A 24,931-nucleotide genomic window follows, 5' to 3' on the forward strand; every position below is an offset into this window, starting at 1 on the left:
GGTTTGTATAGGCATCCTGCCTGTTCGAATGCTTTTGGATTTTCTATCTGAAAACATAGGGTTACAGAGAAGTCTGGATCGTTGGAGGCTTCCTGCGTCTGTTTTTCGACGTCCCGATGGCGCTTTTTTCCTGGCCAAACGTTCAGAATTAAAGTTCCAAATCTGTAGGACGCCTCCTATTTTTGAATTTTTTTTCATTTTTTGTCTATGTGCGAGTCGATTTCAGTCATTGACGTAGGCTGCAACCGGTTGTAGGCCGGGTTTGAACGACAGGATGTCAAGGTTCTTTTTGCGCCAGCTGCTCTGTGGTGTCAGGCGGAAGTACCATTCCCGCGCCCAGCAGGCGAATGTCGACTCGGCCTGTTCGATGCCGCTCATGAAGCGTGCGGCATTGACGATGCCGTTGGCCCGAGGGAGTCGATACGCCTGGTACTGTGCCAACGCGCCGCCAAGATCCGGCGCCTGCGTCAGGCAATCGGCAAGCACCACGGCATCCTCGATGGCCTGTGCCGCGCCTTGGCCCAGGCTGGGCAGCATCGGATGGGCGGCATCGCCCAATAGCACCACGTGTCCGTCACGGCATTGCTTCACGGGGTGACGATCCCGGGCATGCATTTTCAACAGGGCGCTCTCGGGCGTGGCCTCGATGGCGGCAACGACTTCCGGTGCCCAGCCGGCATAGGCGTCGAGCACTTCCTGTTTGCTGACGTTCAAGGCGTCATCCGCCGCATTGGCGCGGTTGCAGGTCCCCCACCAGTACGCGTGGCCATCTCCTACGTCACACAGCCCGAACCGCTTGCCGCGCCCCCAGTAATGCGCCACGTAGCCTTCGGTCATTGCCGGATGGCTCAACGGCGTTACCGCCAGCCAGGCGATATAGCCCGAGGGGCGTGTAGGGGTCTCGCCGAGCATCTGGCGGCGGATAACCGAGTTTAGGCCATCGGCGCCGATCAGCAGGTCAGCCTCCTCAGTACTGCCGTCTTCGAACTGCACCGCCACGCTATCCGGGCGATGACTGTAGCCCACGCAACGCAACCCGGTGGTCAGGCTGTCGGGTGCGAGCTGCTGGGCCAGGGCGCGCAGCAGCAAAGGGCGCTGGATATTCACATTGGGATGGCCCAGTTGCTCGCCGACCTCGTGGATCGGCATGCGGGTGATGGGTTCGCCGTTGTGCTTCTTGAAGAAAAACTGCCGGATCGCCTGGCCCGCCTGTTCCACCGGAACGTGGGCGTCGATCGAATGCAGCGCCGCCATGGCATTGGCCATAATGGACAAACCGGTGCCACCGGTGCGCAACGTCTGGGCCGCTTCGAAGACCTTGACCTGCCAGCCCGCTCGTTGCAGGGCGATGGCTGCGGTCAGACCGCCGATACCGGCGCCCGCCACAATGGCTTTCCTGGTTTTTGTCATGTTGGTTTCACCTGTTTCGTGGTGCTATTCACTTGAGATTTGTATGAATCGTTGTGGCGAGGGGATTCATCCCCGCTGGGCTGCACAGCAGCCCCAAACCAGGCACAGCGGTGTGTCAGCTGGATTCAATCAACTGTATCGGGACTGCTGTGCAGCCCAGCGGGGATGAATCCCCTCGCCACGGATTAATTTCAGTCGACCCTTGAGCGTCTAGGCCAGCGCCGCCAGGGCACTGGCATGTGCAGCCCGGGCCGCGTCCATTCGTGAGCGGATGATGTCGCCCACCCGCTCGATGTACGGCTCGCGCATCATGGTCAGATGGTCGCCTTCCACGGCCACCCGCTGCACCTGGGGCGCAATTGTCCGCCAGCCGCGATACGGGTCGTGAAAGGCGGTGCCCACCAGCTCATGGGGCGCTTGCAACACATCGGGCAGCTCGACATCCGCAGCGAACAGGGTGATCGGCAAGTCCAGCGGCGGGAAGCGGTAGTCCAGCAACGATTGCCAGTTGGCATGGAATACCTGGAACAATTGCGTCAAGGCGGTCCGGGTGATGTTGTTGTCGAAAATGCCTTGCTCGATACCGTGCCGTTTGATCGCATCGAAAGCGTCCGCATCGGTCATGGAAGAGAAGTCCAGGGCCTGGTAGTCGTATTCCTTCTGGCCGTCGCCGCTGAGCAATTCCCACATGAACCAGTTCATGAACTCGCTGCGTTCTATCCGGACCTCGCCCTGCTTGACGCGCACGATGGTATCCAGCAGGAACACGTTGTGCAGGCGCCGTCCGCGCCGCCGCAACTCGCTCGCCAGCTCATAGGCGACGATGCCGCCATAGGACCAGCCGCCGATGTTCAGCGGGCCTTGGGGTGCGACCTGTTCAATGGCGTCTGCGTAGCACACGGCCTGGGCCTGCACCGATTGCAGCGGCTCACGGGCATCCCAGGTCCCTGGCGCTTGCAGCGCATAGAGATGAACCTGATCCTTGAGCGTCCGGGCGAGGGCGGCGTAACACAGCACATGCCCGCCGATGGGGTGGACCAGGAACAGCGTCGGCGCCCGGCCGGCATTCTTGAAGTCCACCAGCGCACCGGTGTCAGAGGGCACGGCGTCGGTCCGCTGCAGGACCTGGGCGAACTCGGCAATGGTCGGTGCCTGGATGAAGTCGGACAGTGACGGCTCCAGGCCCTGGTGTCGGGTCAGCATGGCAACCAGTTGCACGGCCTTGAGCGAATTGCCGCCGAGCTCGAAGAAGTTGTCATGCACGCTGATGTCTTCCAGGCCCAGGGCCTCTTGCCAGTAGGCTTGCAGCAAATCCTCCATGGCGTTCCTGGGCGCGGTGAATGGGCGCAACAGAGTGGTTTGCACTTCGATCTTCTGCAGTTGCCGGCGGTCGATCTTGCCGGTGGGGCCAAGGGGTATCCGCGCGATGCCGACGAGGGTGTTCGGCACCATGTAGTCGGGCAACGCCAGGCGCATCTCGGCCTTGAGTTGATCCAGGTCCGGCTCGCGCCCCGGCATGGCCTGGACGAAGCCCACCAAGTAGCGACTGCCGTCCGCTGCCGCCTTGTCGATGACCGCCACCTGCTGGATGTCGGCACCGAACCGGCTGGAGCCGAGCATGGCCACCTCGATCTCTCCCAGTTCGACGCGATAGCCGCGGATCTTCACCTGCGCGTCGCTGCGGCCCTGATAGACGAGGTCACCCGAAGGCAGGTAGAACCCGATGTCGCCGGTTTCATAAAGACGCCGGGTCTTGCCGTCCAACTGGCGATAGATGAAGCGCTCGTCAGTCAGGTCAGGTCGATTCCAGTAGCCGTTCGCCAGGCAGATACCTTCGATGAACAAGTCTCCTGTGACCCCGACCGGGCAGGCGTTGCCCGTGGCATCCAGGACATGCATGCGGACCCCGTCAATGGCGGTGCCAATCGGCGGCATGCTCGGCCAGGACGCTGCGGCGCCTTCAAGCTTGAGGCAAGTGACCACATGGGCTTCGGTCGGGCCGTAGTGATTTTCCACTCGGCAATCGTCGAGGCCATCCAGCAGGTTGCGGATTTCGGCGGTGATTTTCAGCTGCTCGCCGGCCACGCTGATCTGGCGCAGCGAGGCGGGGCGGAGATCGAGTTGCTCGGCGACTTCCGCCAACCCCTGGAAGGCGACGTAGGGCAGGAACAGCCGATTGATGTCTTGCAGCTGGATAAATTTCAGCAGCCGGATGAAGTCATAGCGCAGCCCTTCGTCGATCATGGCCAGCTCTGCACCGCAGCACAGGGTGGAGAAAATCTCCTGGAACGAGACGTCGAACGAAATGGGCGCGTACTGCAGTGTCTTCAACGGTATGCCGATGTCCTGCTGGCGGTTCTGCCAGAGCACCAGGTTGGTCAGTGCACGGTGCGGCATGGCCACGCCCTTGGGGCGTCCCGTCGAGCCCGAGGTATAGAGCAGGTAGGCGTTATCTTCGCCTGCAATGCCGGCGGCAATCTGGGCCACCAGCTCATGACTGCGGGCCAGGTCGTCATCGAATCCGGCGGCCACGTCGTTCCAATGACGCTTGACCGTCTGGCCTGCCAGGGTGGTCGCCAGGGTGGCCGACGCATCGGCAAACAGCAGCAGGCTCGGTTGGGAGTCTTCGAGAATCAGCCGGATACGTTCATGGGGGTAGCTCAGGTCAATCGGCACATAGGCCGCGCCCGCCTGCACCACGCCGAGCAGGGCAACGATCAGCTCGGGCGAGCGGGGCATCATGATCGCCACCCGATCGCCTTGTCCGATGCCGTGTCGGTGCAACCAACTCACCAGTTGCGCGCAGGTGTCGCTCAGTTGGCGATAGGACAGGTGGGTCTGCTCGAAGCTCACAGCGATTCGTTCGTCGTGGCCCGCCAGGCGGTCCAGCAACAAGGACGACAGATTGGCATGGGGCATTGCCGTGACCTCCGCCGGCGTGGCCTGGACGGGGTTGGGCAGCCAGGCCGGTATGCTTGGCGCGGAACCGGGCCCGGCGATCATCAGCTCAAGGGTGCGCAGCAGGTAATCGGCGTAGGCCTCGACCTGGCTGGTGGCGACCCGCGCCGTGCAGTAGTCCATTTTCAGCATCAGCGAGCCGTTGGCGGGATGGCGACCGATGGTGGTCAGCAGGTCATAGTTGCTGGCTTCGGTGGTGTCCCATTCGGTGAGGATTTCCTCGTCCTGCGCCAGCATGTCCTGGAGCACGTAGAAGTCGACGTAGTTGAACACCACGTCCAGGGCCACGGCGGTTTCGCGATGGATCAGTGCGAACGGATAGCGCCGGTGGGCGAACACCTGCTGCTCTTGGGCGATCAGTGCGCGGATCATCTCAAGCCAGTTGCCGCCCTGGGTGTTGAAGCGGATGGGCAGGGTATTGAGGAACAGGCCCAGCACCGAGGCCGCATCTTCGAATTCCGGCCGACCGTGGCTGATGACGCCACACAGCACTTCCGTCTGGTTGGACAGAATGGCTTGGGCGAAACCGTGGGCCGCCAGCAGGACCGCGCGCAACGGCAGGTCCTGGACGCGGCAGAACGCCTCGAGCCGCGCCAGGTCCGCCGGGGGCAGTTCCCGCCAGGCCGAGCGGTGCTGAACCGGGTCGGGGGCGACCACGGAGACCCAACTGGTCATGGAGGCGGCCGGTGCATCGCGCAGGTATTCGCTCCAGAAGTGGCGGTGGACGTCGGACGCCATGGCTTCCCGCTCCAGGACGGCGAAGTCGGCAGGGGTGGTGGTCAGCGCGGGCAGTGCGTCCGTACCGGGTTCCGCGGTATAGAGCCTGATCAGGTCACGCATGAGGGTGGCGACGCTCCAGCCATCGAGAATCGCATGATGGAAACTCAACACCAGGTCGATTTCCTGGGCCGCGACAAACACGCAGAACTGATACAGCGGCGCCCGTTGCCAGTCTTCGCGGTAGCGCTTGCGCTCCTCCACATAGGCATCAATCGCCTGGGCCCTGGCTTCAGGGCTCAGTGACACGGCGTCGATGACTTGCACCGGCGGTTCGACGCTTGAATGAATCCGGGCCATGGGGGTTTCGGCATGGCCGATGTCGAACGACATGCGCAATGCCGGGTGACGGCGGATCAACGCGCGGCAGGCGCGGTCCCAGGCGAGCGGATCCCAGCGCAGGCGCAGGCGGTAGCGGAAGATGTCGTGATAGATCGCCGAATCCGGGTGCATCATCGAGTGGTAGATCATCCCGACCTGCAGTTGCGAGGCGGCAAAAACATCCTCGAACTCACCTTCATTGGTCAGGCGGATCGCCTCCGGCACCTGGGCGAACGGGGCGACATGGGCCGAGGGCGACAGGTCTGCCGGCGCGACGGCCTGCGCCTGCAGGCTCTGGGCCAGTTCAGCGATGGTCGGGTGCTGATAGACCTGTGCCAGCGTCAGGCCGATCCCGTGTTCACGGGCCTTGATCTGCAAGTGGATGACTTTCAGGGAGTCGCCACCGAGCATGAAGTAATTGTCGTGAACGCCGGGCACGGGGCGTTGCAGATTGTCTGCCCAGAGCTCGGCCAGTGCCTGTTCCAGAGCGTTGCGCGGTTCGGTTGCGTCGGTGCTGCCGAAGGATTGCGCGGGTTCCGGCAAGGCCTTGCGGTCGAGCTTGCCGTTGGCGTTCAAGGGCAATTGTTCGAGCTGGATCAGGTGCCGGGGCACCATGTAGTCGGGCACGTGCTGGCGCAAAGTTGTACTCAGGGCCTGGGGTGACAGCACGCAATCGGATTCGCCCACCAGGTAGGCGCTGAGGCAGGCATCGCCTTCGCTTTCCTGGCGCGCAATGACCACGACTTCCTTGACGCCTGCGCATGCCGCCAGGCGCGCTTCGATCTCACCGAGCTCGATACGCAGGCCACGGATCTTCACCTGGAAGTCGTTGCGACCCAGGTATTCGATGCTGCCGTCGGCCAGCCAGCGACCCAGGTCGCCGGTCTTGTACAGGCGCGCCTGCGGGTCGGCCTGGAACGGGTCGCGGATGAACCGTTCGGCGGTCAGTTGCTCACGGTTCAAGTAACCCCGTGCGACCCCTATACCGCCGATGTGAAGCTCGCCGGTGATGCCCGGCGGCAACAGTTGCAGGTTGGCGTCGAGGATGTACAGCTGGGTATTGGCGATCGGTTGGCCGATGGGGACGATGCCCGGGTGCACGTCGGGCCGGCAATGCCAGGCCGTCACGTCGATGGCCGCCTCGGTGGGGCCATAGAGGTTGTGCAACTGCACCCCTGGCAGGCGCTCGAAGAAACGCGTCTGCAATGCATAAGGCAAGGCTTCGCCACTGCACAGGACTTTTCGCAGGTCTGGCAGCGGTTGCGCCGTGACCTGATCGAGGAACACTTGCAACATCGATGGCACGAAATGCAGCAGGGTGATGCCGGCACTCGCCATGATGTCCAGCAGGTAGCGGGGGTCCTGATGCCCGCCGGGAGCGGCGACCACCAGTTGCGCGCCACTGAGCAGCGGCAGGAAAAACTCCCAGACGGACACGTCGAAACTGAACGGGGTTTTTTGCAGGACACGGCTGTGTTCATCGACCTGGTAAGCGTCGCGGGCCCAGAGCAATCGGTTCACCACCCCGTCATGCTGGTTCATGACGCCTTTGGGCAGGCCGGTGGAGCCGGAGGTGTAGATCACGTAGGCCAGGTGCCGGGGCGTCAACCCTAGCGCGATGGGGTCCGGGTTGTGCTGCGGTTGCCGGGACAGGTGCTCGAGATCGGTATCCAGGCACAGCATTGGCATTGTCACCGCGGGCAGATTCGAGAGCAACGTGCGCGTGGTGATCAGTGCGCTGGGGGCACTGTCGCTCAACATGTGGCGCAAGCGGTCGGCAGGATAGCCCGGGTCCAGGGGCACGTAGGCGCCGCCCGCCTTGAGAATGCCCAGCAGGCCCACCACCATTTCCAGGCTGCGCTCCAGGCAGATGGCAACCCGTGCGTCAGGGCCGATGCCTGTTTCGAGCAGGGCATGAGCTACCTGATTGGCCCGTCGGTTAAGTTCATCGTAGGTCAGCGCCTGGTCTTCGAAGCGTACCGCTGTGGCTTCGGGATGCGCGGCTACCTGGGCTTCGATCAACTGATGAAGCAGTACCTCCCTGGGGTAGTCGACAGCCGTGTGGTTCCATTCATTGACCACCCGGTAGCGTTCGGCAGGAGGCATGATGTCGAGGGCGTTGACTGGCACTTCGAAATCATCGACCACACAGTGCAGCGCCGTCATGAAACGCTGCTGCAAGGTCTCGATCTGCGCCGCGTCGAACCAGGCTTCGTTGTAGATGAAGTGCATCCACACATCATCGTCCGGCGCGGCTTCGCGAATGTGCATCGACAGGGGCATCTGTTCGTAGCCATTGCTGAGTTTGACCGGTTGGGCGGGGGCGGTCCCGTACCAGGTGTCCTGGTCTTGTTCGTAGGACACCACCAGGTCGAACAATTGCCGACGGCCGACATTCTGCAGGCCGAGCTCACGGTTCAGTTCGCTCAATGGATAGCGTTGATGACGATAGTCCTGCTTGAGTGTCAAGGCGATCCTGGTCACCAGCTCACTGAAACTCAGTTCGGTGCCCAGGCTGAGGCGTACCGGGCTCATGCCGACGAACAGGCCGAGGGTGGCCTTGTGTGTGGCATTGGCTCGGTTGAGGACCGGCATGCCGATCACGATTTCATCGCGTTGGGTAATACGCGCGAAATAGCTGTAGAGCAGCCCCAACATGGCATGGAAAACCGTCGCCTGCCCGCAGGCCTTCGCCCGTTCGCCGAGACGATTGTAGAGCGCACGGGGCAAGCGCCAGGCGTGGTTCTGGCTGGGGGCCAGGCGTTGCTCGAAGCGACCGGGGTGACGGGGTGCGAGCAGGGGCTCGGGCACGCTGTGGTATTTGTCCAGCCAGTATTGGCGCTGACGCTGGAAGGCAGGTGAGTCTTTGTCGTTCTTATGTTGCTCGACATACGCCCGGTAGGTCGGTGCCGGCAGCGACGCTTCCGCCGGATCCAATGCGGCGGTGTAGGCTTCGCTGATCGCTCGGCCGATCATGGCGAAGGACCAGCCGTCGATGATCAGGTGGTGGCAGTTGACGAAAAAGTAATGGAGGTCTTCGCGAACCTTGATCAGGTCCGTGCGAAACAGCAGTCCGCCTTCAAAGGAAAACGGTGTTTGCAGGTTGACTTGCAGCAGGGCCAGGGCGCTGGCCTGCGGATTGGCTTCTGCTGACACATCGTGCAAGGTCAGCGATGCGCTGGCCGATTCAAGGAAGCGTTGTCGCGGCAGGGGGTGCTCCGCCGAGCCGGGTACCAGTTGAATGCGCAGAGCGTCGTGACGACTGATCACCTGGTCGATCGCCTGTTGCAACTTTGCGGCGTCGACCGGGCCGTTGATGCAGGCATACCCGCCAATGTTGTACAGCGGGCTGTCGCCGTGCAGCACTTGATCCAGCCAGATGTCCAGTTGCGGGGCGGTAAGCGGGTAGAGCACGTCCATGTTCGTCGTCCTTTTCAAAGCCCTGACAGAAGAACGGCTGGCGTTCTCCTGTCGGTGGCTGTTTCATCCATGATTGCGCTGGGCGATGTCGGCCTCAGGCAGCGCGTGACCTGGCAGACCGGGCGAGCGCCTCGATCTGCAGGGCTGCCGCTTCACTGGCGCTGTCACCGCTCGGAATCAACGTGCGGTAGCGGTCGCAACTGGCGCGTACTTCCTGGCTGTTCAAGACCTTGTCCAGCGCTGCGGCCAGCGACTCGGCGGAGGCGGGCGGGAAGACCCGCATGCCACAGCCCAGACGTTCCATTCGTGCAGCATTGTCGAACTGGTCGTGAGCGAATGGCGTGGCGATCTGCGGCACGCCGGCGGCCATGGCCAGGGCCGTGGTCCCGACACCGCCGTGATGCACCAGCGCCGCGCTGTGGGGCAGGATGCGACTCATCGGCACGTAGCGCCGTACCAGGATTCTGCCTTCACCGGATACTGAAGGACCCACCGACTGGCTGGTCAGGAACACGCCGCGGCGGTTGACCAGCTTCAGCGCCTGAACCGCCGCGGTGAAATATTGCTCGCCGTTGACCATGGTCGAGCCCGGGGTGAACACCACTGGAGATGCCTCGTTCAGGAAGTCTTCCAGTTCGGCGTCGAGCGGTTGCAGACCCGACTCGTCGAACAATGGGAAGCCGGTCAGGACGGTCTGGGCAGGCCAGTCATGTTGCACCGGGGCAAACCACTCCGGAAACAACCCCAGCACCCGGTCAGGCGAGGAAATCCATTGGCTGATGATGCGTTTGGTCGGCGCGAGCCCCAGTTCGCGGCGGAAGCTGTTGAGCTCAGGCGCCATGACTCGGTCGAGAAATGCCCGTTCGATCATTCCCAGCAGCAGCCGCTTCACGGGATAAGGCACGAAGGCCGGCAGGTTGGCGCCCGGTGGATGGGTCGAGGGCGCTGCGGCCGACCAGAAACCGAACGGCGACACCTGTGCGGTGATCAGCGGGACACCGTGCTTTTCCTGCAGCAGACGCGCCGAGAATGCCCACAGGGAACCCAGCATGACTGTCTCGTCGTCACAGGCCTGTTCCAGCAGCCGGTACTGTTCACGCAGGGTGCTGGCGATGGTTTTCCAGAGGGTCGGCAGTGACGTGCGCGGATGCCACAGCGCCGGGTCAGCCATGACCTCGTCATATTCCTCACGGGTACCCAATGGCAAGAAATTGAAACCACAGCGCTCGATCAACGGCGCGAACGCCGCGCTGGCGCAAAACGTGACCCGGTGCCCGCGTGCCACCAGCGTGCGGCCGATGCCGACAAATGGATGAACGTCACCGGCTGAGCCGACGGCCGTAATGATCACATGCATAAGGTTCCCTCCAGAGTGATCTTGCGGTTGTAGGCCACCCTGATCTGCAGCGATCAGAGACCGTCCGTGGACTCCGTCCACTAAAACGGTTCAGCCTGTCGGGGGGCATTAAGCATTGGCGGGGAGCAAAAGTCTGTGGCGGAAAATGGGGACACTCGACGGTTGGTAGGCGTGCGCCTCGGATTCCTGCGAGGTGCACAAATACAGCGTCCAATCGCCAATCCTCTGTGGGAGCGGGCTTGCTCGCGAAAGCGGAGTGTCTGCCACGGAGATGTTGACTGTGCCGCCGCCATCGCGGGCAAGCCCGGCTCCCACAGGGTCTGGTGGTGTATGCAAAAGCTGCGTACACCCCAAATCTCCTGTGGGAGCGAGCCTGCTCGCGAAAGCGGAGTGCCTGTTATGTAGATGTTGAATGTGCCGCCGTCTTCGCGGGCAAGCCCGGCTCCCACAGGGTCTGGTGGTGTGTGCAAAAGCTGCGTACACCTCAAGTCCAATGTGGGAGCGAGCCTGCTCGCGATAGCGGAGTGTTTGCCACAGAGATGTTGAATGTGCCGCCGTCTTCGCGGGCAAGCCCGGCTCCCACAGGGTCTGGTGGTGTGTGCAAAAGCTGCGTACACCTCAAGTCCAATGTGGGAGCGAGCCTGCTCGCGATAGCGGAGTGTCTGTCATGCAGATGTTGAATGTGCCGCCGTCTTCGCGGGCAAGCCCGGCTCCCACAGGGTCTGGTGGTGTGTGCAAAGGCTGCGTACACCTCAAGTCCAATGTGGGAGCGAGCCTGCTCGCGATAGCGGAGTGTCTGTCATGCAGATGTTGAATGTGCCGCCGCCATCGCGGGCAAGCCCGGCTCCCACAGGGTCTGGTGGTGTGTGCAAAGACTGCGTACACCTCAAGTCCAATGTGGGAGCGAGCCTGCTCGCGATAGCGGAGTGTCTGCCACAGAGATGTTGAATGTGCCGCCGTCTTCGCGGGCAAGCCCGGCTCCCACAGGGGCTGGTGGTGTGTGCAAAGGCTGCGTACACCTCAAGTCGAATGTGGGAGCGAGCCTGCTCGCGATAGCGGTAGGTCAGCCAGCGTCCATGCTGACTGACTTGCGCAAACCCGATCCTATGACATGGCTCGAGCTTTCAAGGCCCGGGACATCGCCTCGCCCAACCTGGCCACATTGGGGGCTTTGACCACCGTGTTGTGGGTGCCGGGAAGGGCGGTCACGTTCACCTGGTCATTGAGCAGCCCGCGCCAGCCCAGGGTCGGGTCGTTGCGCTGCTGTTCACTTGCGGTGAACAGCGATACCTCGAGCGGGCTCGGTGGGCTGACGTAGGTGCCGATGGCCTGTCGCATTGCATAGGCCACCCCCAGGTGGGTGCGCAGCAGGGCAGCGTCGATATCAAGGGGCAGTTCCTCCGGTAGCAGGCGGTGGGTGATACACAGCGTCAGCATCGCCTCGATGGCCGAGTGTTGCGCCAGTTCCGTCAGTTGTCCGAGCAGGTCGGGGGCGATCTGTTCGGGGAGCCAGGCCATCAGGAATTGCGCTTCACTCATCGCTTGCATCGGCACCGGTTCAGGGCGTGCCGACGCGTCGATGATGCCGAGGAACTCCACCACCTCACCGCCGGCCAGCAGTTGGCGGGCCATTTCATAGGCGATCAGACCACCGGCCGACCACCCGGCAATCCGGTACGGACCCTGCGGCTGAACCTGACGGATGCCCGCCAGGTAACGCGCTGCCATGGACGGGACATCCGACAGCGGCGCTTCTCCTGCCACCAGGCCACTGGCGGCCAGGCCGTAGACCGGAACCTGGGGATCCAGCGACGGCGCCAGGTCCCGTGCGTATTGCACCTCGCCACCAAGTGGATGCACCAGGTACAGCGGCCGCTGGGAACCGCTGCGACGGATCGGTACCAGGTTGCTGTTGGCCCCCGGTCGGGCTTGGCCATCGAGGGTCCTGGCGAAGCCGGCAATGGTCGGCTCGACGAACAGATCACGCACGGCAATCGGCTTGCCGAGGACCTTGCGCAAGCGCGAAGCCATCTGCACCGCCATCAACGAAATTCCGCCGAGGCTGAAGAAGTCATCGTGACGGCTGATGCGCTCCTGTTTGAACAGGTCCCGCCAGAGCGCCGCGATGGCGATTTCGGTCTCGCCCCGTGGGGCTTCGTAAGGCAAGGCTGGGATCGGAGTGTCTTCTGCTCCGGTCGGCGAGGCCACGGCGGCGGCCGAGCGTTCCAGCGGCGGCGTGTTTTCCAGCACTTGGCCGATGGATTGCCGTGAATCGGCAACCAGGTTTTCCAGCACCTTGGCGAACAGTCCGGCGATGTTCTGCACGGTCTCTCGGTCGAACAGATCATTGGCGTATTGCAGGCTACCGCTGATGCGCTCGCCATTGTCGACCAGTGACAGCGACAGGTCGAACTGGGTGGTGTTGTGCGGGCTTTCCAGGGTTTGCACCGCAAGCCCCGGCAGTTGCAGCGGCGCCGGTGGCGTGTTGTCCAGGCTCAACATCACCTGGAACAACGGGCTGTGGCTCATGCTGCGAGTCGGCTGCAATGCACTGACCACCTGTTCGAAGGGCAGGTCCTGGTGACTGTAGGCCGCCAGTGTCTGGTCCTTGATCCGCGTCAGCAACCCGTCGACGCGGCTGTCGCGCCCGGTATCGATCCTCAACGCCAGGGTGTTGGCGAAGAAACCGATCAGCGCCTCCAGCTCCGGCCGCTGACGGTTGGCCACCGGCGTGCCGACCACCACGTCGTGCTGTCCGCTCAGGTGGCTCATCAACACCGACCAGCCGGCCAGCAGTACCATGAACAACGTGGTGCCCTGGGCCTGGCTGAAGGCACGCAGTTCGGCACTGAGGGATGCAGAGAAAGCACAGTCGACGATGCCGCCGGCATAGCTCTGTATCGCCGGACGCGGGCGATCCAGCGGCAGGTTCAACAGTGCGGGCGCGCCTTCCAGGTGTTGCCGCCAGAAGTCGATCTGCGCCTGCAACGCCGGCCCTTCGAGGGATTTGCGCTGCCAGGCGGCATAGTCGACGTATTGCAGCGCCAGCGGTGGCAACGGGTCTTTCTGGCCTTGGGCGAATGCGCTGTAGAGCACGCTCACTTCCCGGGCCAGGACGCTGTTGGACCAGCCATCGGAGACGATGTGGTGCAAGGTCATGAACAGCACATGTTCGTCGTCCGCCACTTGCACCAGATGGCCGCGCATCAGCGGTCCCTGGTTCAGGTCGAACAACTGCGTGGTGTTGAGGTGACTGAGGCGCTCCAGCGTGGCCGTGCGTTCGTCGGCCGGCATCTGGCGCAGGTCCTGCTGTTCCAGCTGGAAGCGGCAGTCGGCCGGGGCGATTTTTTGCACCGGCTCGCCGTCCACCAACTCGAAACGGGTACGCAAGGTTTCATGGCGCGCCACCAGGCGGTCGAGCGTGGCTAGTAAGGCGGCCTTATCCAGCGAGCCTGTCAGGCGCAGGGCCAGGGGCAAGTGGTAGGCGGCGCCGGCGGCATGGTCCAGGTGATCGAGGAACCACAGCCGTTGTTGGGAGAAGGACAACGGCAGCCGTCCCGAGCGATTCGCCAGTGGAATCGATGCCGTTTCATTGGGCGACGCGCTGTGGACCAGCGCGGCAAGGCCACGCACCGTCGGTGCGTCGAACAGTTCGCGCAAGGTAATCCGCGCGCCCAGTTTGCGGCGCAGCCTGGACAGCAACTGCACGGCGAGCAGCGAGTGACCGCCCAGTTCGAGGAAGCCGTCGTGACGGCCAACCTGATCCAGGTGCAGCAGGCCTTTCCAGATCTCGGCGATGGCGATCTCGGTGTCACCCAGCGGCGCCTCGTAGGCTTTGCTGGCGAGGGCGTCCTGACCGGGTTCGGGCAGGGCACGGCGGTCGAGCTTGCCGTTGGCGGTGAGGGGCAGGGCGTCCAGGTGCACGAAGGCGCTGGGCACCATGTACTCGGGCAGTCCGCTCAACAGCGCACTGCGCAGTTGCTCAGCCGGAACCGGTTCGCCGCAGACATAGGCCACCAGGCGTTTGCTCTCCGCGTCGCCCTGGCTGTCCTCACGGGCGATCACCACGGCTTCGCGGATACCCGGGCAAGCCACCAGGGCATTCTCGATCTCACCCAACTCGATGCGGAAACCGCGGATCTTCACCTGGAAGTCATTGCGACCCAGGTACTCCAGCGTGCCATCGGCCAACCAGCGACCGAGGTCGCCGGTCTTGTACAGGCGGGCGCTCGGCTCACCGCTGAACGGATCGGCGATGAAGCGCTCGGCGCTCAGCTCCGGCCGGTTCAGGTAACCCCGGGCCACACCGACACCGCCGATATGGATTTCCCCGGCCACCCCCAACGGTGCCGGTTCGCCCCGTGCATCCAGCACGTGGACCTGGACGTTGGCGAAGGGGCGACCGATGCTCGGCCGCTCACCCAGGTCGCGGATCAGGTCGATGGTGGCGTCCACCGTGCACTCGGTGGGGCCGTACATGTTGTAGAAGCGGATGCTCTGGCAGTTACGCAGCTTGTCCCAGGTGGCGGCGTTGATCGCCTCGCCACCGAGCAGCACGCTCACCGGCTGGTAGCTCTGGCGCTCCAGCAGGCCGGCGGCGAGCAGGGTGTCGAGCTGCGATGGCGTGGAGTCGAAGGCATGTGCCTGGTGCTGTTCGAGGAAGTCCAGCAACTCGCTGCCGCTGGCGCGGATCAGTTGCGGGATGATCACCAGGCGATGGCCGGAGAACAGCTGGGCAATGCCCTTGATCGACATGTCGAAGAAGAACCCGGCGTTCAGGGCTACGGTGGCCGGGGTCGGGCAGTGCTGGTGGGTGGTGCGGGTCAACACGTGCCAGAAGTTGAATACCGAACGGTGCTCGACCATCACGCCCTTGGACTGGCCGGTGGAACCGGAGGTGTAGATCACGTAGGCCAGGTGTTCCGCAGTCAGGCTCGGTACTTGTGGGTTGCTGTCGAAAGCTGAATCGTCCGCTGCTTGCAACGACTCCACGATGTCCAGCAACAACACCGGCAGTTCCCCGGACGGCAGGGACAGCGCCGACTGGGTCAACAACGCCTGGGGTTGGCTGTCCTGGAGCATGAAGGCCATGCGCTCGGCCGGGTGGGCCGGGTCGATGGGCACGTAGGCGGCACCGGCCTTGAGCACGCCCAAGAGGCCAACGATCATCTCCAGGCTGCGCTCGGCGCAGATGGCCACGCGCTGATCGGGTTGCACGCCGAGGGCGAGCAACTGCCGGGCCAGGTGGTTGGCGCGACGATTGAGCTGGCGATAGCTCAGCTGGCGCTCTTCGCAGACCAGGGCCACGGCGTCGGGATTGGCGTGCACCTGGGCTTCGAACAACTGGTGGATTGGTTGCGCCGCACCGAAATCGCTGGCGGTGCGGTTGAAGTCTTCGAGCAGCAACTGACGTTCGCTGGCGGGCACCACGTCGAGGCTGCTGGCGAGGCGTCCGGGGGATTGCTCCAGGGCGTCCACCAGGGCGGCCACGGCCTGGCCCAGGTAGGCGGCGATGCGTTGCGGATCGATGCCGGTGATGGACTGGGCCGTCAGGGAGAAGCCGTCAGCCACATTCGCCACGGCGATTTCGATGGGGTAGTTGGTGCGGGTTTCCGAGGCGACGAAGTGCATGCCTTCGTGCTCGCCCATGTCCTCGACGTTTTCCCCGGAGGCGTTCACCAGGTCGCCATGACGGCAGTTGAGGATCACCGTGAACAGCGGCAACGAAGCGTCCACCGCACTGCAACGCTGGGCCAGGGCCAGGGAGGCCTGTTCGTGGGTCAGCAGTTCGCTCAGTTGCTGGTAGGCGTCATGGACAATGTCGCTGACGCTGTGCTGCTGCAAGCGGATGCGCATCGGCAAGGTGTTGATGAACATCCCCAGCGCATGGTCGGCACCGGCGGTGCCTTGGGAGCGACCCGACAGCACCGTGCCGAAAATCCCGTCGTCGCGGCCGCTGGTCGCGGCGACCACCAGGCCCCAGGCCGCATGGAACAGCACCGAGGTTGGCACCCCTTGCTGGCGCGCCGTGCGGTGCACCCGGGCACTGAGCTCATCGCCCAGGTGCTCGACCGCGCGCTTGATCCCGGCGCCGTTGCCACGCACATCCAGCACACCATAAGGCGCGGTGGTGGAATCGACATCCGCCAGCAAGCGCCGGAAGTAGGCTTCGTGGTCGGCCTGGGACACGGTGGCGGCCTGGGCGATGAAGTTACGGTAAGGCTGGGACGACGGCAGGCTGTCGGCCTGGCCGGCCAGGACCGCCTGGATCTCCAGCATGATCAAGCGCAACGTCACGTTGTCGCTGACCAGGTGATGGTCGAGCAGCGCGAGCAGCCATTGTCCACGAGGTTCGTCGTAGATGATGTACGCGGCAATCAACGGCGCCCGCTGCAGGTCGAGGCGCAGATGATGGGTGTCGGTCGTGTCACGCAGGATCTGCAAGGCGTCTTCGCCGGGGAAGCAATCCAGGGTCACCACCGGCAATTGCGCCTGGCGATGGACGACCTGCACCGGTTGCGGCAGGCCCTGCCAGCGCAGGGCGGTGCGCAGGATATCGTGGCGGTCGATCACTACCTGCACCGCAGCGAGGAAGTCATCGAGCAACTGGCGCCGGTTGAACGTTACCACCGTGCGCATCAGGTAGGCGTCACCCTCGGACTGCAACAGGTGGTGGAACAGGATGCCTTCCTGCAACGACGACAGTGGGTAGATGTCCTGCACATTGGCGGCGCCGCCGGGAACATCGGCGACAATCTGCTCGATTTCCTGCTGGCTGAGGGTTACCAGCGGCAGCATTTGCGGCTCGATGGCGGTGCAGTCGGCGGGGATCAGGTTCGCCGGTACGACCCGCTGCGTGTTGTTGCCGCCGGCCAGGACCGCGGCCATGGCCTTGAGGGTTGGCGCCGAGAACACCGTGCGCACGTCCAGTTGCAGGTCGGCCTGGCGCAGACGCTCGATCAGGCTGATGACCAGGAAGGAATGGCCGCCGAGTTCGAAGAAGTGGTCCTGGCGACCCACCCGTTCTACCCCGAGCAACTCCTGCCAGGCATTGGCCAGGGTGATTTCGATAGTCCCCAGCGGTGCCTCATACCGCTGGCTTGCGGCGGCGGAGGCGTCCGGTGTCGGCAAGGCGTTGCGGTCCAGCTTGCCGTTGGTGGTCAACGGCCAGGCCGCCAGGGTCACGAAGGCGCTGGGCACCATGTGCTCGGCCAGCACGCTCGCCAGTTGGCTGCGCAAGGCCGACGACTCCACCACGACCCCTTCATGGGCGATCAGGTACGCCACCAGGCGTTTGTCGCCGGGCTGGTCTTCGCGCACGGTCACCAGGGCTTCACGGACTTCAGCGCAGGCCAGCAGTTGGGCTTCGATTTCGCCCAGCTCGATCCGAAAACCGCGGATCTTGATCTGCGAGTCGTTGCGGCCCACGTAGACCACCCCGCCGTCGGCGCGGTAGCGGGCGATATCGCCGGTGCGGTACAGCCGGGCCTCGGTTTGCGTCGCGAACGGATCGGGAATGAAGCGCTCGGCACTCAGTTTGTCGCGATTGAGGTAATGCCGGGCCACACCGGCGCCACCGATGTAGATCTCGCCATTGACCCCCACCGGTACCGGTTGCCCGTAGTCGTCGAGAATCCGCAGGCACAGGTCGGGCAATGGTGGGCCGATCAGGCTCGGCGCGCCCGCGTCGATTTCATCCTGACTGACGGGGTAGTAGGTGGCGTGCACGGTGATTTCGGTGATGCCGTACATGTTCACCAGGCGCGTGCGGGACAGGGCCGTGCGTGCGGTCCATGGCCGCAGGCTGCGGAAATCCAGGGCCTCGCCGCCGAAAATCACTTCCCGCAGGCCGTGTTCCAGGTCGCTGCGCTCACGGGCCTCGATGAACTGGCGGAAGGCGCTCGGCGTCTGGTTCAGCACGGTCACTTGTTGCTGGCAGACCAGCGCATAGAAATCGTCGGGTGAACGGGCCACTTCGCTCGGCACCACCACCAGCTTGCCGCCGTAGCTCAGCGCGCCCCAGATTTCCCAGACCGAGAAGTCGAACGCAAAGGAGTGGAACAGCGTCCAGACGTCGTTGCGACCGAAGTCGAACAGTTCGGCAGTGGCGTCGAACAGGCGCGCCACGTTGCCGTGCTCCACCAATACCCCTTTGGGCAAACCGGTGGAACCCGAGGTGTAGATGACATAGGCCAGGTGCCGCGATGTCAGGCCGAGCGCTTGGGCGTCCGGATTGCGGTCCAGTTCCGCCAGGTCATCTGCCGTGGGGGCATCGTCGAGATTCACCAGCGGCACGGCATGCTCGGGCAGCGCGGCGAGGCACGTCGGTTGTGCCAGCAGTACGACCGGTGTGCTGTCGTCCAACAAGTAGCCGAGTCGTTCGGCGGGGTAGGCCGGGTCCAGCGGCACATAGGCCGCACCGGCCTTGAGCACCGCCAGTACCGCGCAGACCATTTCCACGCCGCGTTGAGCCAGGATTGCCACCCGGTCGTCAGGGCGCACGCCCTGGGCCAGCAGCGCCTGGGCGATGCGGTTGGCCCGGCGATTGAGGGCCTGGTAACTCAACGCCGTGTCGCCAAAGACCAGGGCAATGGCCTCGGGCTGGGCGGCGGCGAGTTGTTCGAAGCGCTGATGAATCAACGGTTCGGGGGTAAACACGGCCTTGGGCGGTAACACCGCTGGCGAGGCCTGGCGTTGTGCGGGGCTGAGCAACGGCAAGCCGAGCACGGGTTGTTCGACGTCCGTCACCATGGCTTCGAGCAGGGTTTGGAAATGCTGGGCGAAACGCTCCACGGTGGCACGGTCGAACAAGTCGCTGGCGTATTCGATCACGCCGGACAACGTGCCGCCGTCATTGCCCAGGGTCAGCATCAGGTCGAACTGCGAGGTTTCATGGGCCTGGGCCACAGGCACCAGGGTCAGGCCGGGCAGGCTCAATTCGCCACCGCCCGGGGTGTTGTCCAGCGACAGGGCGACCTGGCACAGCGGGTTGTGGCTCAGAGAGCGCGGCGGCTGTACGGCTTCGATGACTTGCTCGAAAGGAATGTCCTGGTGCTCGTGGGCCGCCAGGGTGGTCTGTTTGATCTGCTCCAGCAGTTGCGTCACGCTCGGGTTCTGCGAGAGGTCTACGCGCAGGGCGAGGGTGTTGACGAAGAAACCGATCAGGTTTTCGGTCTCGGTGCGGCTGCGGTTGGCCGTCGGTACGCCGATGACCACGTCCCGTTCGTTGCCCAGGCGCGCCATGAGCACCGACCAGGCACCGAGCAGCGCCATGAACAGGGTCACGTTGTGGGCCTGGCAGAAGTGCTCCAGGCGTTCGCGCAATGCCGGGGCGATGGTCACTGCGACATCGCCGCCTCGATAGCTCTGCATCGCCGGACGTGGGCGGTCGGTGGGCAGGGACAGCAAGGCCGGCGCGCCTTCCAGGTGGTCGCGCCAGAACTCGGCCTGGCGATTGAGCCGTTCACCGTCGAGGGCCTGGTGCTGCCAGGCGGCGTAGTCGGCATATTGGATCGGCAACGCCGGCAGAGGATCGGGTTGCTGCTGGCTGAAGGCCCGGTAGAGGGCGGCGAATTCCTTGACCAGCACACCCACCGACCAGCCGTCGGAGATGATGTGGTGCTGGGTGATCAGCAGGATGTGTTCGTCATCGGCCAGGCTCAGCAGGCGCCCGCGGATCAGCGGTCCACGGCTCAGGTCGAACGGCGCCAGGGCCTCGTTGTTGCCGATGCGCGATGCACTGACGCTGGCTTGTTCGTAGGGCAGTGCGCGCAGGTCCTGTTCGGCCAGGGCGAAGCCACAGTCCGCGGGGGCGATGACCTGCACCGGCTGCTCGCCATGGCGTTCGAAGGTGGTGCGCAGGCTTTCATGCCGGGCCACCAGGCGATCCAGCGCGGCCTTGAGGGCCGCACGGTCGAGATCGCCACGCAGCAGCAAGGCGGCCGGCATGTGATAGGCGCTGCCGGCGCCGGAATCGAGCTGGTCGAGGAACCACAAGCGTTGCTGGGCGAACGACAACGCCAGCGGCCCGTTGCGGTCGACCAGGCCGATGGTCTCGGCCTCGGCGGTGTGCGGGGCGCCCACCACTCGTGCCAGTTCTTCCACGGTGGGGTGGCTGAACAGCTCGCGCAGCATCAGCTCGCAGCCCAACTGTTGCCGTACCCGGGAAACCAGTTGCGCGGCCAGCAGCGAATGCCCACCCAGTTCGAAGAAACTGTCACAACGACCCACGCGCTCCAGGCCCAGCAGCTCCTGGAAAATCTGCGCCAGGGCGGTTTCGGTGGCGCCCTCGGGGGCGGTGTAGCCGCGCTCGGACATGGCGCCCAGGTCCGGCTCGGGCAAGGCCTCCTGGTCGAGTTTGCCGTTGGCCGTGAGCGGGTAGGCATGCAGACTGACGAAGGCCGTCGGGATCATGTAGTCGGGCAGGGTCGCGCCCAATTGCTTACGCAAGGCGGCCACTTCCAGCACCGCGCCCGCACGGGGAATCAGATAGGCGATCAGACGCTTGCCCTGGTTCGCATCATCACGGGCCAGCACCTTGGCTTCCCGCACGCCCTCGCAGGCCAGCAGCTTGGCTTCGATTTCCCCCAGCTCGATGCGGAAACCGCGGATCTTCACCTGAGCGTCCATCCGGCCCAGGTGCACGATCTCGCCGTTGTCCAGCAACTTGCCCAGGTCCCCGGAGCGATACAGCCGCTCGCCGGGACGGAACGGGTCGGCAATGAAACGTTCGGCGCTCAAGGCCGGACGGTTCAGGTAGCCCCGGCCGACCCCCAGGCCGCCGACGCAGATCTCACCGGCCACGCCGACGGGCAGCAGCCGCTGCTGGGCGTCGAGCACGTAGGCCACGGTGGTCGGAATCGGCCGGCCGACATTGGAGATGCCGGCGGCGATGTCGGCCGCGCCAATGGCTTTGTAGGTGACGTGGACGCAGGTTTCGGTGATGCCGTACATGTTCACCAGGGCCACATGCCCGAAGGCACGGTGGAAGGCATCGAGCTTGCCCAGCTCCAGGCTTTCCCCACCGAAAATCACGTAGCGCAAATGCGCCAGGCGCACATCCGGCGTCGTCAGCGCGGCGGCACTGAGCTGATGGAACGCCGAGGGGGTCTGGTTCAACACCGTCACCTGTTCGCGTTCGAGGAAACCCAGCAGCTCTACCGGATCACGCCGCAGGGCCTCGGGCACCAGGGTCAGGCGTGCGCCATGGAGCAACGCGCCAAAGATTTCCCAGACCGAGAAGTCGAAAGCGTTGGAGTGGAACAGCGACCAGACATCCTCGGCATTGAACTGGAAGTCCGGGCGATTGTTGTGCAGCAAGCGCACGACGTTGCGGTGTTCGAGCAGCGCGCCCTTGGGTTCACCTGTGGAGCCCGAGGTATAGATCACGTAGCAGAGGTGGTCCGGGGTGTTGACGTGGGTCGGGTTGGCGACGCTGGCGTCAATGTTGCCGAGGGTCGGATCGAGGACCTCGATACCCAGTGCCCGCAGCGTCGGCGCCATGCCCTGGCGCGCAATGGCCTTGCCGGCACCACTGTCGCGCAGCACGTAGGCAGTGCGTTCCTGGGGCGAGGCCGGGTCGATGGGCACATAGGCGCCGCCGGCCTTGAGCACCGCCAGGGTGGCGACGATCATTTGCACCGAGCGCTCCAGCGTGATGGCCACCAGTTCCTGGGGCCGCACACCTGCGGCGCGCAAACGGTGGGCGAGGCGGTTGGCCTGTTCGTTGAGCTGGCGATAGCTCAGCTGTTCCTCGCCGAGGTTGACGGCAATACGGTCCGGTGTCCGGCGGGCCTGCTCCTCGAAAATCTGCTGCAGGGTCAGGGTGTCGGGCCAGGCCGCTTCGCTGTCGTTGAAGTCGATGATCTGCCGCTGCCGCTCGGCGCTGTCCAGCAGGGGAACATCGTCGACGCGCTGCCGGGCATCCTCGACAAAGGCTTCCAGCAGGCGCGCGTAGTGACGCATCAACTGCTGGATGAACCCGGCGTCGAAGAACTCCGCGTTGTACACCACATGCCCGGCCCAGCGCTGTTCGCCAGCGCTGATCAGCAGGTGCAGATCGTTCTTGCCGTAGCCCAGGTTGCTTTCCAGGGTACTGACCGCCAGCCCCGCGACCAGCGTGCTGGCGTCGGTGTCGCGCTGGAAGTTGAACAGTACGTCGAACAGCGCGGTGCGGCTCATGTCCTTGGCCGGATTCAGCGCCAGCACCAGTTGGTCGAACTGCATGTGACGATGGCGCAGGGCCTGGGTCAGGTTGTGGCTGGTTTGTTCCCAGAGCTGCTGCAAGGTGGTGTCGCTGTCGCAGAACCCACGCATGACCAGCAGGTTGTCCAGCGGCCCGACAACGTCGTTCAGGCCGGGCTCGCGGCAGGCGGCCGTGGTACCGATCACCAGTTCATTGTGGCCGGCATAGCGGCGCAGCAATGCAGTGAAGGCGCTGAGGGCGAGGCTGTCGGTACTCACGCCGACTTCCCTGGCCAGAGCGTCAAGGCGGCGGACCAGCGGTGCTTCGAGGGTGAAGGCGTGGGTCGCTTCGGCGAACACATGCACGGCCATGCGCGGGCGATTGAGCGGCAGCTCCAGGGCTTGCAGCTTGCCGCGCAACTGGTAGCTCCAATAAGCCCGCAGGTTTTCCAGCACCGCAGCCGGGAGCTGGCGTTGCCAGGCGGCAAAGTCGCCATAGCCCAGCGGCAGGGCCGGCAGCTCGGCGTTGCGCTCGGCGCAAGCGGCAGCATAGAGGGCCAGCAGGTCGCGCTTGAGCAATTGCATGGAGGTGCGGTCGGCCAGCAAATGATGCACGGCAATCGCCAGCACGGCGGTGCGTTCGTCCGCTTGCACCAGGCTGGCGCGCACCAGGCTGCCACCGTTCATGGCCAGCGGCCGACGGGTTTCGGCCAGGGCCTGGGCGGCGAGGGTGTCCGGGTTGCCCTGGATCCGTTCAAGGGCCAGGGTGGCCGGTCCGTCGAAGCATTGCCAGGCATTCGCGCCGTCGCTCTGGATCCGGCAACGCAGGATGTCGTGACGGGCCAGCAGGCCGTCAAGGGCGGTTTGCAGGGCTGGTTGATTGATCTCGCCGGTCAGTTCCAGCAGCAACGGGATGTTGTGATAGACCGGGTTGGCGTCGTACAGGTAACCGGTCTCGAAGGTGTCGACAAACCAGAGCCGTTCCTGGTGATAGGACAGTGGCATGCGCTCCGGCACCGGCGTCAGCGCGGTGATGGCCGGCAGGACCAGGGTCGGGTCCAGTTCCAATGCACCGATACGGGTGTCCGGTGCTTCGGTGAAACACTGCAGCAGGCGTTCGAAGCGCGCCGCGAGGCGCTCGACGGTAGCGGCATCGAACAGTGCCGTGGAATACGACAGGCTGCAAGACAGGTTCGGGCCACCTTCGTCGATGTGCAAGGACAGGTCGTGCTGGGTGTTGTCCTTGCGCGACGGCAGGAACTCCAGGTCCAGTCCCGGCAGGTGCAACTGGCCGCCGGCCCCCCCGGCGTTGGTGTAGAGCATGGTCTGGAACACCGGACTGTAACTGGCGCTGCGCGGCGGCTTGAGGGCTTCGACCACCAGCTCGAACGGGGTGTCCTGGCGGCTGGAAGACTCCAGCATGAGGTCCTTGACCTGTTGCAGCACCTGCTCGAGGGTCGGGTTGGCTTCCAGGCGGATGCGCAGGGCCAGGGTGTTGACGAAGAAACCGATCAGCGACTGCACATCCTGGCGGTCGCGGTTGGCGGCAACGGTGCCGATCACCAAGTCCTGCTGGCCGCTGATCCGTGCCAGCAGCACCGCCCAGGCCGCCATCAGGGTCATGAACGGGGTTGCGGCGCGGGACTGGGCGAACCGGGCGATGGCAGCGGACAGCGGGGCGGGCAGGTCGAAGCCCAGGGTTTCACCCCGGTAGCTTTGTACCGCCGGGCGCGGCCGGTCGGTAGGCAGCGTGAGCACCGCCGGGGCGCCGGCCAGGTGAGCGCGCCAGAATTCCACTTGCTGGTCGAGGCGCTCGCCCTGCAGATGACGGCGCTGCCAGGCGGCGTAGTCGGCGTACTGCAGGGGCAGTGGCGGCAGCGGATCGGCTTGTCCGGTACTGAATGCCTGGTACAGCGCGGCGAACTCCTTGACCAGCAGGCCAATGGACCAACCGTCGGAGATGATGTGGTGCTGGGTGATCAACAGCCGATGCTCATCGTCGGCCAGGCACAGCAACGTGCCGCGAATCAGCGGACCGTGCAGCAGGTCGAACGCTCGGGCCGCTTCCTCTTCCGCCAGTCGGGTGGCTTGCCGCCCGGCCTCGTCCCGAGGCAGGTGGCGCAGGTCCTGTTCCTGCAGGTTGAAGCCACAATCGGCCGGGGCGATCACTTGCAGCGGATGTTCGCCGTCGCGGCGGAAGGTGGTGCGCAGGCTTTCATGTCGCGCCACCAGACCATCGAGGGCGTTCTTCAGCGCGGTACGGTCGAGGGCGCCGCGCAGCACCAGCGAAGCGGGGATGTGATAGGCGGCGCTGGCCGTCGGGTCCAACTGATCGAGGAACCACAGTCGTTGCTGGGCGAACGACAGTGCCAGCGGACCTTCGCGATCCGCGCCGGTGATGTCGTCGGGAGCTGTTTCGATGACCCGTGTGGCGCCGCGCTGCTTGAGCAGGCGCAGCAGTGCGGCACGTTTCAACTGGTCGAGACTATCGTTATGTTCGTTCAA

Annotated in this window: 3 protein-coding genes and 1 pseudogene; all 4 read right to left on the reverse strand. The window is 64.4% G+C overall.

All coding sequences use genetic code 11. The features are described 5' to 3' along the window. Window positions 1-222: 222 nt before the first annotated feature. Window positions 223-1,410 (reverse strand): FAD-dependent monooxygenase, encoded by a 1,188-nt coding sequence (locus AD665_RS04660; protein ID WP_024776964.1) that lies wholly within the window; start codon window positions 1,408-1,410, stop codon window positions 223-225. Window positions 1,411-1,620: 210 nt separating this feature from the next. Further along, window positions 1,621-8,886 (reverse strand): amino acid adenylation domain-containing protein, encoded by a 7,266-nt coding sequence (locus AD665_RS04665; protein ID WP_053191118.1) that lies wholly within the window; start codon window positions 8,884-8,886, stop codon window positions 1,621-1,623. A 94-nt stretch (window positions 8,887-8,980) separates the two neighbouring features. Continuing rightward, window positions 8,981-10,243: a glycosyltransferase gene (locus AD665_RS04670; RefSeq protein WP_053191119.1), complete on the reverse strand. Its 1,263-nt coding sequence runs from the start codon at window positions 10,241-10,243 to the stop codon at window positions 8,981-8,983. Window positions 10,244-11,347: 1,104 nt separating this feature from the next. Then, window positions 11,348-24,931: pseudogene (locus AD665_RS04675) on the reverse strand (amino acid adenylation domain-containing protein); the annotation flags it as partial.

Source organism: Pseudomonas corrugata, from assembly GCF_001269905.1.
Classification (GTDB): domain Bacteria; phylum Pseudomonadota; class Gammaproteobacteria; order Pseudomonadales; family Pseudomonadaceae; genus Aquipseudomonas; species Aquipseudomonas corrugata.

Coding starts and splice junctions, on each gene's coding strand:
- AD665_RS04660 (WP_024776964.1), bottom strand. CDS start 1,410: ATGACAAAAACCAGGAAAGCCATTGTGGCGGGCGCCGGTATCGGCGGT.
- AD665_RS04665 (WP_053191118.1), bottom strand. CDS start 8,886: ATGGACGTGCTCTACCCGCTTACCGCCCCGCAACTGGACATCTGGCTG.
- AD665_RS04670 (WP_053191119.1), bottom strand. CDS start 10,243: ATGCATGTGATCATTACGGCCGTCGGCTCAGCCGGTGACGTTCATCCA.